The organism is Pseudoalteromonas sp. J010 (genome assembly GCF_003934235.1).
GTDB lineage: Bacteria > Pseudomonadota > Gammaproteobacteria > Enterobacterales > Alteromonadaceae > Pseudoalteromonas > Pseudoalteromonas peptidolytica.
This window is the reverse complement of sequence record NZ_RDBW01000020.1, coordinates 123,014-133,524: the sequence shown is the minus strand read 5'-3', so window position 1 is coordinate 133,524 and position 10,511 is coordinate 123,014. Positions and strand designations below refer to the sequence as shown.

7 protein-coding genes are annotated in these 10,511 nt (G+C 42.7%); 2 read left to right on the top strand and 5 right to left on the bottom strand.

Translation table 11 applies throughout. The features are described from left to right. Positions 1 to 566 precede the first annotated feature (566 nt). Entirely contained in the window at positions 567 to 2,498 is a 1,932-nt protein-coding gene (locus EAG18_RS12770) for a S41 family peptidase (protein WP_125252767.1), read from the top strand. A gap of 418 nt (positions 2,499 to 2,916) precedes the next feature. Beyond that, positions 2,917 to 4,359 carry a catalase gene (locus tag EAG18_RS12760; protein WP_125252765.1) on the top strand — a complete coding sequence of 481 codons (1,443 nt, stop codon included), beginning with the start codon at positions 2,917 to 2,919 and terminating at the stop codon, positions 4,357 to 4,359. Positions 4,360 to 4,416: 57 nt separating this feature from the next. On the opposite strand, the gene EAG18_RS12755 is transcribed toward EAG18_RS12760, so the two are convergent. From EAG18_RS12755 to EAG18_RS12735, 5 genes are all read right to left on the bottom strand, one after another. Beyond that, positions 4,417 to 4,857 carry a hypothetical protein gene (locus tag EAG18_RS12755; protein WP_185745596.1) on the bottom strand — a complete coding sequence of 147 codons (441 nt, stop codon included), beginning with the start codon at positions 4,855 to 4,857 and terminating at the stop codon, positions 4,417 to 4,419. A gap of 352 nt (positions 4,858 to 5,209) precedes the next feature. Further along, positions 5,210 to 6,547: an ATP-binding protein gene (locus EAG18_RS12750; protein ID WP_125252763.1), complete on the bottom strand. Its 1,338-nt coding sequence runs from the start codon at positions 6,545 to 6,547 to the stop codon at positions 5,210 to 5,212. Continuing rightward, entirely contained in the window at positions 6,544 to 7,863 is a 1,320-nt protein-coding gene (locus tag EAG18_RS12745; RefSeq protein ID WP_125252762.1) for a sigma-54 dependent transcriptional regulator, read from the bottom strand. The genes EAG18_RS12750 and EAG18_RS12745 overlap by 4 nt, the downstream gene beginning before the upstream one ends. 61 nt (positions 7,864 to 7,924) lie before the next feature. Further along, positions 7,925 to 9,145, bottom strand: a complete 1,221-nt coding sequence (locus EAG18_RS12740) for an FtsX-like permease family protein (protein ID WP_125252761.1) — start codon at positions 9,143 to 9,145, stop codon at positions 7,925 to 7,927. Positions 9,146 to 9,147: 2 nt separating this feature from the next. After that, positions 9,148 to 10,509, bottom strand: coding sequence for an ABC transporter permease (locus EAG18_RS12735; RefSeq protein WP_125252760.1), 1,362 nt, complete (start codon positions 10,507 to 10,509; stop codon positions 9,148 to 9,150). Positions 10,510 to 10,511 lie beyond the last annotated feature (2 nt).

Below are 10,511 nucleotides of genomic sequence, written 5' to 3'. Positions count from 1 at the left end.
TGCTAACTGCGCTGTGCTTTTAAATAACCACCTTTAGCGCAGCTAGCCTTCAAATAGCGGTTATACCAATAGCCGCTGTTGGAAGTTAATTCAACGCAGTTAGTGCTAAAACTGGCTGCTAGAAAGGCATTGATCATCCGCAGCTCAGGTTACTTAATTAAGCTTTCTATGCTGAGGCAAGGCAAGCTTTCTCGATAACTCCCCCCCCTGCTATCACCAAGATACCGATATTCGTATAGGCAGCAAGGCGGAAAATTTAGCTTATCGCCACCTAGCACTTTTAGGCTGAGTAAGGAAGTCATTTAGCCTAATATTTAAAACCATGGGTTAGCTAATTTCTTTTCTGTACAGCAAGTGAGTTACTTGATACGTAGCGAGCCAATCCCTCTACCAAGGAAACATTGCGTTATTACATCAAATTTCAGCTAAAAAGCGAACAATCAGAAATAACACCTAATACCAAACAGTAAAAACCATAAATTATTATCATTTTATTTAAACTGTATCGACATTTGTACCCAAAAGATATAAAACAGTCTTGTTAATACATACAGGAAAATAACAATATGTTTAAATTATCAACAGTAGCCAGCGTTTTGGCATTGAGCTTTACATCGGGTGCAATAGCACAAATTTCTTACCTTGAAGACACGCGTAACCAGATCAGCGTTCAAGATTATAGTTATGAGCAAAAAGCATTAGTCGCTGAGCAAGCAAAACTGCTACTTGACGGTTTATACGTAAATAAATATGCCAAGAACCTGTACTATGGTCTCTCTCCAGCAGGCCACTTAGATCCTGTGGTCGCAATTGATGAGTTAATTAACAACATGGGGAACTTGAGCTCTACTCAATTCCACCAGCAGCTGCAACAAATCTTCTTGTCACAACGAGATTTTCATTTGGACTATAACTACCCAGCGCCAATGAAAAACTTTATTTCGTTTGTACCGGTTCACTTTGCCCAAACAGTCAGCGCAGACGGTAGTAAAGAAGTACGCGTAAACCGAATTTGGCAAAATTACACCGTACTTGCGCCAGAAATTGCCTCTGTATCTTTAGGTGATAAGGTTGTCGCTTACAATGGCCAACCTATTATTGAAGCGGTAAACAATAATTTATTTAAAGGTGGCGGTGCCAACCCTGACGGCGGATTTGTTGGGGCTGTCAATACGTTAACTATCAAATCACATAACAAACACTTCCCACCACAACAAGATGCGTTAACTATTACACTTGAGTCCTATGAAACAGGTGAAACATACTCCATTAACGTGCCTTGGTTAGTATTTAATTCAAAACCCAGCGCGCCTGCTACAGTACAGGATGAAGCGGCACAATTTACTCAAAGTATTAACTATGAGTTTGCGACATTTAAAGAATTGGAAGCGGCAGCACAAGATGATACCTTTACGTTAGCTGCAAATGGTACCGCAGAGCCGACCGTGACGTGGAATAAAGTACAGGTTGACGGAGAGTCAGTAGGCTACATAAAACTCGCATCATTCTCACCTACAAATGGTGTTAACACTGCGCTCGTCGCTATTATTGATCTTTTAGATAATAAACTTAACGATACCAAAGCGCTTATCATTGATGTTCGAGGTAACCCAGGTGGTAACATTGTATACAACGACTACTTGTTGCAGTTGTTTACACCAAAACGCGTAACGCCTTCACACGTACGTTTTATTAATACAGATGAGAATCACCACATTCTGAATAACTCGCTATTTGGCTCCTTTCTTAGCGACAATTGGCGTCAAGTGTTAGCTGATGTTAAAGGTACGACTGAGCAGTATTCAGCTGCCACTTCATTTATCACCAAAGACGCTGCCAACCAAATTGGCCAAGCATACTATGGAAATGTTGGCATTTGGGCCAATGCCAACACTTATTCAGCAGGTGATATGTTTACATGTGGTATGCAGGATAACGGCATCGCAACGGTATTTGGCCAACATGAGCGCACAGGTGCTGGTGGCGCGAACGTGCTTGAACACAATGTATTTGTACAATACGTTGGTGCGCCATACCAAGCACTTCCTTATGAGCAAAGTATGCGTGTCTCATGGCGTCAATCTGTACGTCAAGGTCACCATATTAATGCACTCATTGAAGACTATGGCTGTGTCGCAGATGAACTCGTTAGCTATAACGTTGAAGACATCTTTGACGGCGACACGCAAGACTTCAACACTATCGCCCGCAAGTTGCTTGCAAAACCAACCGCTCAGGCAACAGTCGTATTTGAGTCTGATAGATTCGCACCAATTACACAGACGAATGGCCTGTATAGTTTTGACGTAACAAATACTGAATATGTAGATGTGTATATTGACGGCACAAAAGTAAAACGTATTCCTGCATTTGCTTATGGCGCACAAGCTAAAACACTGAGTTACACATTACCAGCTGATGTAACCAGCGGCACTGTGCAGTTTGTTGGATTAGATAGTGGTAAAACACGTCTATGGAATTCAACAAGATTTTTCTAAGCTTTTATACCAATTTGCTTAATTAAGTGGTCTATTTTGAGGCGAGAAAATCTTGTCGATAACTAGGCAAAAATTTTGCTATTTAGTTATTCTAAATGAGAAATTTTTAACGCTGTTAGCGTCAGATTTACTCCTTCAAATTGAGCAAGTATTAAGTCAAATTGGTATCAGTTGCCACTCATTCCTAAACCCGCAGCGGGTAACCCCGCTGCATTTCAGACAACTATACAGTATCTTACCCGTATGCAAATCCCACTTCCCTGAACTGGGAAAATAACTTTCACTATGAAAATTTTTCTCTGTAAATTCCTCCATAACGATTAAATTAAAAACATAAGCCATTGATAAGTATGAACTTTTAACCTGGCTTGGTTTTTGCTCCCTTCAGCGCTATATTTTACATACAAGGAAACGAGCAATGACGAAATGTCCATTAACGACCACCGCAGGTAATCCAATCGCCGATAATCAAAATAGTTTGACTGCAGGCCCTCAAGGTCCACTGCTGGTTGAGGATTACCAGTTGATCGAAAAACTGGCGCATCAAAATAGAGAGCGGATTCCAGAGCGTACCGTTCACGCTAAGGGATGGGGTGCATTTGGAACATTTACAGCAACAAACAACATAAGCCAGTATACCAAGGCAAAACTGTTTGCTGAGGTTGGCAAGCAAACCGATATTCTGATGCGCTTTTCAACGGTAGCTGGCGAAAAAGGGGCTGCGGATGCTGAGCGTGACGTTAGAGGTTTCTCGATAAAGTTTTACACTGAAGAAGGTAATTGGGATTTAGTTGGCAATAATACCCCCGTCTTTTTTGTCCGTGATCCGTATAAATTCCCAGATTTTATTCACACCCAAAAACGCCACCCTAAAACGAACCTACGCTCCAACACCGCACAATGGGATTTTTGGTCTCTGTCACCGGAAAGCCTGCATCAAGTATTAATTTTAATGTCTGACCGTGGCTTGCCAACGGATGTAAGGCACATGAACGGTTATGGCTCACATACCTTTAGTTTGATCAATGAAGAGAATCAAAGAGTTTGGGTAAAGTTCCATATGAAAACCCAGCAAGGCCACCTGTATCATACTGATGAAGAGTCTAAAACGGTAATTGGCGAAAGCAGAGAGAGCTTTCAAGAGGACTTGCTTGAGGCCATAGAGCGCGGAAATTATCCGAAATGGGATATGAAAATTCAGGTGATGACTGAAGCGCAAGCAAAACAATTCCAACACAATCCGTTTGATTTAACCAAAGTCTGGCCGCATGGCGACTTTCCACTCATCGATGTTGGCACACTCGAATTAAATCGCGTACCAGACAATTATTTTGCTGAGATAGAACAAGCTGCATTTAGTCCGTCTAACGTGGTATCTGGCATTGGATTTTCTCCGGATAAAATGTTGCAAGCACGCATTTTCTCCTATGCTGATGCGCACCGCTACCGACTCGGTACACACTATGAGGCATTGCCTGTTAATCGCCCAAAATGCCCTGTGCATCATTATCACAAAGACGGTGCAATGCGATTCTTTAACAATGAACCCGGTGGTAACGAAGATGCTTACTACGAGCCTAACTCAATGGGAGGCCCAAAAGAGAATCCAGAGTATAAACGCCCTGCTCTTGAACTTGAGGGAATGGCAGATAGATACGACCACCGCGAAGATAATGATGACTTTTCACAGCCCCGTGCTTTATATTGCCTATTTGATGATGCCCAAAAGCAGCGCTTGTACGGCAACATAGCGCGCGCGATGGCGGGTGTACCTGAACATATCATAGAACGCCAACTTGGGTTATTTAAATCTGTTCACGAGGAACTTGAAGCCGGTGTTAGAACAGCACTGGATCAATAAGGTTAGCTACCCAATCAGAACAAAAGCTAGCACCTGAAGTGCTGGCTTTTAAAACTGTTAAATTTTTGACCAAGCTTTTTTGGTTCCAAGTGCAAAAGCGCCACCTATGACCAAGCAAATGGAGGAGCTCACCCACCAAAATGTCATGCTGTTATCAGGGATAGTTGGCATGATAAAAACAAAGCCAACTCCTCTTATTAAGAAAATAGAGCTTATTACACACAAAGCGGTTTTCATCAAAGGCAATTGCCGGACCAATTTTGCCCCTGAAAACGCATAGCATGACCAGAGCAGTAAAATTGTAGCGATAACGGCAGTGATAAGGTGAGGATAAATAAGCCCTTCCTCGGCCATAGTAGCCATTTCCTCGCCGGCACCAAAAAATCGATACCAAGATGCACCGAAGATAATGCAGCCAATGTGCGCCACTGCGGCAATCGCTGTACACACGCCGGCAAAGAGTAAAAAGTAATTATTGGTTTGAGTTTGTGTGTTCAAGTTTATATCCCTATATGGTCAATTTGCTTGAGTATCGCTGCTCTGCCTTTGCCTGTCGATAGATATGCGCTCAACAGGAGTTATTTGTAGGTCGTGATTTATCCAAACAGAAAGATTTCCGCCGCTTAGGGGGCGGCATTAAAGCCTAAAAGATCRCGGGGTGAACCCGCTCCTACTAGATATGGGTTTAGCAGAAAGTGARGCCAACAGGATAAACCTGTGAAGCTTGTTATTTGTAGGTCTTGATTTATCCAAGCAAAAAGATTTCCGCCGCTTAGGGGACAGTATTAAAACCTAAAAGATCGCGGGGTGAACCCGCTCCTACCAGATATGGGTAAGTGTCATTACAACGCTATGCTTTTGGTGCGACGAGTGGTAAATCAAACTGCACCATTAAGCCACCTTTTTTGCGATTAAATAGCTTAAGTTGTCCACCGTGAGCAATGGCGACTTCATTACAAATACTCAGCCCTATACCTGTACCACTTGGTTTTGTGGAGAAAAATGGCAGTACTGCGTTTGCTAGCTTTTCTTCTTCCATTCCTACACCTCTATCAACAACCACGACTATCAGGCGTTGATAATCAACCAGCAGCTTCACGCCTATTTCATCTATCTTAGACCCTGATTCATGGGCGTTTTTAACCAAATTAATCAACACCTGCTCTACCTGTATAGGATCAAAAAAGGCACTTTCTACAGGGAGTGGAGCCAGCAAAGTAAAGTCATAAAGTTTGCTAACGGTATCAAGTAAGGGCTGCAAGGGTTGCTCTGTAATATTAGGAGCCGGTAATCTTGCAAATTCGCTATATTTAGCCACAAATTCACTGAGGTTTTCCGTGCGGCGGTTAATCGTCGAGAGCATTTCGGGCAATAGTTGAATAAGGGCGTGGTTTTGCTCTTTGGCGCTGCGCTCTACAATTGTATTTGCCGAGTTGGTCAACGAAGAAATGGGTGCTAATGAATTATTGAGCTCATGACTTATTAGCCGAATGGCATTTTTCCAAAGCCCCACTTCTTGACGGCTCATTTCGCTGGATAAGTTTTGACACATTAACAATACATGTGGCTGGTGGTTGAGCGTTATGCTCTGCCTTGAAAAGTAATAGCTTTGCTTTTCATCATTGGCTTGAAAAGTCACAAATCCGGATTCTTTTTGTAGCAAAATAGTTTGCAGCTTTGGGTCTGCATTTGCAATGGCATGATGAAGCACTAGGCCGCTTAACGACTTATTGTTATTAAGTAATTTTCCGGCTTTGTCGTTAGCGTATATGACTTGGTCAAATTGGTTGAGCAACAAAATAGATACCGGGGACACTTGTAAAATCGTATCGAGTAACAACTCTCGTTGGCTTGTCGCGTGACGCTGCTTTTTTAGTGTTGTCGATAAACGATTATATTCTAGAATTAAGTCAGCCATTTCTATGCTGTCAAAATGGGTAATTTGAATTGAGAAATCTTGATCTTTAAAGCTACGAAGCCCATTTGTCAAACAATCGATTATTCGCTGCTGGCGTCCAATACAATATTGAACGCTTAATAGTCCCACAAGCGCTGCACTAAGGAGCCCAGCTGACAGCGATAATGTGATAGGCCACAATAAAGCCGAAGCAAAGCCAACAACACTTGCAAATACTAACAATGAGATAAAAACGCATGCAGACACTGCTGCTTGAAGAGATACCGTCATTTTAAACCAAACTTCTCCATTCTGCGGTATAGTGCCTGCCTGCTTAGCCCAAGCTTTCTTGCAGCTTTACTAACAACGCCACCCGCACTGTCTAACGCTGCTTGAATATCTGCTTGTGTGTACTCAAGTACAGTTCCATGCTGCGGCGTTTGAATCGCCAAATGCGCGCATTCAATTTCTTGTCCTGAGCTCAGCAGCACTGCGCGACCTATGGTGTTTTCTAGCTCTCGGACGTTACCCGGCCAAGAATGATGCTTTAACTGCTTCATTGCCGCGTTGCTTATTGTTTTATTGCTAGGTAAAAAGTGTTCTACCAACTCGGCTATATCTTCTTTACGTTCAGACAATGGCGGCAGCTTCAGCTCTATCATGTTAATTCGGTAATACAAGTCTTCTCTAAAAGCACCTGCACGGATAGCTTCTGGTAAATTACTGTTGGTAGCACTTATTACCCTTACATTGACCTTTTTTGTCACCGTACTGCCAACACGTTCAAACTCACCGCTTTGCAATACTCGCAGTAATTTTTGTTGACCAGCCAAAGACAAGTTACCTATCTCATCCAAAAATAAGGTCCCGCCATCAGCCGCTTCAAAGCGCCCAGCTCTGGCTTTTTGTGCGCCTGTATACGCACCACTTTCAACCCCAAATAATTCGGCCTCAATCAGGTCAGCTGGAATAGCTCCTGCATTTACCTTAATAAAGGGCTTATGTTTATAGCTGCTATTGGCTTGCACGATTTCTGCAATTTTTTCTTTACCTGCCCCGTTTGGTCCTGTGATCAATATTGGTGCATCAGAATGGGCAACCTGAGTTGCCATTTCGAGCAAGCTCAACATGGCGGGATCGGCAACCACCACACCACACAAATCATATTGTGCCTTTAATTTTTGCACTCGCGCATTACGCTGATTTGCCGCGCTACTCACCTGCTCTTGCAATTCACGCATTTCGAGCAAATTTTTCACTGAGGTGATCAACTTATGGTCTTTCCAAGGTTTAGCTAGGTAGTCTGCCGCACCATCTTTAATAAGCTCTACCGCCATTTCTAGGTTTGTCCACGCGGTAAGTAAGATGATAGGCAAGTCAGGCTCTATATCTCGAATCGCTTTATACAGCGCTTTGCCTTCGTCGCCACTTGTGGTATCCCGCGTAAAGTTCATGTCTTGAATGACCAAGTCGAATTGCTTACTGCGCACCATCTCTAACCCTTGCTGCGGAGAAGTGACACCTTCACACTGAATATCGTTAAGCAACAGAAGGACTTTAATGGCTTGAATTACATCTGGATTATCGTCAATTACCAATACACTCATGAACGCTTTTTGATCCTAATTTATAGATTTAGCCCCATACGGGGCTTTGTTGTTTTTATTATTAACTCGATTTGGTTACTTGAGCCGGTGACACTTTAGCCGCCTCTTTGGCTGGCACGTACACCGCAAGGGTGCTTACAAGCCAAGTGAAAATAGCAACCCCGACTAATAACGGGATCTCCACCACACTTTGCACGCGAACGTTGTGCATCAAAAAATAGTAAAGCAAAATCGAGAGTCCAAAGCCTAGCACTAAACCGATAAAGACTAAAATTGTATTTTCTTTTATTAAAGACCACATTACTTGACCTTTAGAAGCTCCCAGAGCGCGCAGTATGCCGTGATCTTTTTTACGTAAGCTAACAGAAAAGCTAACGAGTGCAACGATGCCAAGTGCTGTTACCACACAAGCAATCAGGCTGATCCCTGCCATGGTAAGCGCAAAGGTGCTCCGGCCATCCCATAAACGTTTTTTAGCTCTGCCTACAAACTCGACTCGGTCAACCATTCGCCCATCTGTATGATAGAGTGCGGTTTCGACGTCTTCGAGCACCCGCTCAGACACTCCAGCTTCGACTCTGACTAAGTAATTTACCCGCTGACGATTGCCCCAAATAACTTCAGGAACAATTCCGGAATGATATGGCTGTTGGCTATACGTTGCACCTTCTCCCAGCATTTTGCCTTTATATACACCAATAACTTGATGCGCTAAGCGCTGCCTTGAAATGTACACAGATTGACCGAGCGCAGAGCTATCACCAAATAACGACTTAGCTAGCTCTTCACTTATCATCATAACCCCTGCATTTTTGGTTGTTTCATCTCCTTTAATATATTCACTGGCATAAAATTTACGCCCCTCAACAAGCTCAAGTCCAAGTACATCTGCGCCTTTTTCATCAAGACCAAAATAACCAAATACACGGTAGTCAGTTTCTGGTTGGGTGTCTTTAAAAATAGTCCATCCTGGGCCTAAGCTATTCAATACCAACTCTCGACCCGCATAAGACGCTGCAATAACACCAGGTACTTTTTCAATCGCTTGAATGTCCTTTTCTATTAGGGCTGGGACATCGGTTGAGGTATCAAATACCCGCGTCGTGACATTGAGGATTTGACGCTCTTCAAGCTTTGATGGGATCAACCAATTTTGTAATGTTGCGTAGCTAATAAATACGGTATTGCTGACAATCATCACTGTGATAGCTATTTGTAAAATAATTAATAACGCAATACTTTTTTGCTTTAGAATTAAGCTTAGAATGTGTTTAATCGCCATGTTTATCCCCTTAATTCCGATGCTGGTGATACGCGGCTACTGCGGTACACCGGATATAGTCCAGACAGTCCGACTGCCAAGAAAATACCTAGCGTTGTCACAAGCGCCAATTCACTATCGAACTGATAGATTTGCCTGACTTGCTCTGCTATGGCCATATAGTCAGTTTGGTACATGCGTAAATGGAACATCAATTCAAGACCTGCGAACGCCAATATAAACCCAAGGACAACGGCAGCTAGGGTTAACATTAAAATCTCTAAAAAGTGAATGATCATGATCACGCTTTGATTGGCACCAAGTGCCCTATATAGGGAAATAAGTTTGCGGTTAGCTTGAAATTTAGCCAGCAGAATACCAACGGTATTGACTAAACAAATACCAAATAATAAGTAAGAAAAAGTCAGGTAAATAGCTTCCCATGCCATAAAGCGCTGGATCAAAATATACAACTCGCCCATGCTATAAAAGTCGGTAAGGTTTTTATGTTGAAAACGACCAAGCGCTTGCTGCTGCTTAATATAATTATTCAACCATGCTTTTAATTCGGCCAACTGCGCCAATTCTATGTCATTGTGGTACTGAAACCACACCGTCAAATAACCACACTCTGCACTTTTCAGCATATCTATACTGCCACTACGAGGGCTGATTGTTGTGTATAAGTCGTCTGTTCTACACGTTACCTGTCCCGTTCTCGGAAAGTTTTGCGCATAAGCATAATTTAGTGGGATAAACACGTCGTGATTATAATTATTACTAAAGCTTAAATCTTGAAAGCGACGTTTATAACGCGTTAGGTCGACTACACCAGCAACTCGTATTTGCTCTCCCTGAACCTGAATAAACTGCCCTACAGAGTCTACTCCACCAAATAAGTGATCGTTGGCATGTTTGCTGATAACAGCGATTGCTTCGCCACTTTTCTCACTTTGCGCATTCCACGCGGTACCATAGATAAACGGCACATCAAGCACATTAAACATCCCACTATCTGTACCTGACGCCTCAACACTTATTGGCCTAACTGAATTATCTGCAAGCCCCACGATAAATTCAGTGGTATAGTTAAACGATACATATTCATACGGTAAATTCGCTTGTTGAAGGGCCTGAGCATCTTGATACGTCCAACGAGGAAACTGCCTAAAGTCGTTCACATCTTCATCGACGTCAAAATAGTTGAGGCCAGCTGTGTATAAGCTATCCCCCTTGTAGCCAATTACCTCACTACTGCTTTGTTTCACAATAGCAGACATCGTTAACATTAATGTGATCCCAACTGCTAGGTTGATCACCATCAGTGCACTGAGCTTGGGCTTTTGTTTTAACCCTTGCCAAGCTAACATTACTAATTCTTTCATTG

Bases quoted from the DNA above. Each gene is read 5' to 3' on its own strand.
- EAG18_RS12770 (WP_125252767.1), top strand. From the start codon at position 567: ATGTTTAAATTATCAACAGTAGCCAGCGTTTTGGCATTGAGCTTTACA.
- EAG18_RS12760 (WP_125252765.1), top strand. From the start codon at position 2,917: ATGACGAAATGTCCATTAACGACCACCGCAGGTAATCCAATCGCCGAT.
- EAG18_RS12750 (WP_125252763.1), bottom strand. From the start codon at position 6,547: ATGACGGTATCTCTTCAAGCAGCAGTGTCTGCATGCGTTTTTATCTCA.
- EAG18_RS12745 (WP_125252762.1), bottom strand. From the start codon at position 7,863: ATGAGTGTATTGGTAATTGACGATAATCCAGATGTAATTCAAGCCATT.
- EAG18_RS12740 (WP_125252761.1), bottom strand. From the start codon at position 9,145: ATGGCGATTAAACACATTCTAAGCTTAATTCTAAAGCAAAAAAGTATT.
- EAG18_RS12735 (WP_125252760.1), bottom strand. From the start codon at position 10,509: ATGAAAGAATTAGTAATGTTAGCTTGGCAAGGGTTAAAACAAAAGCCC.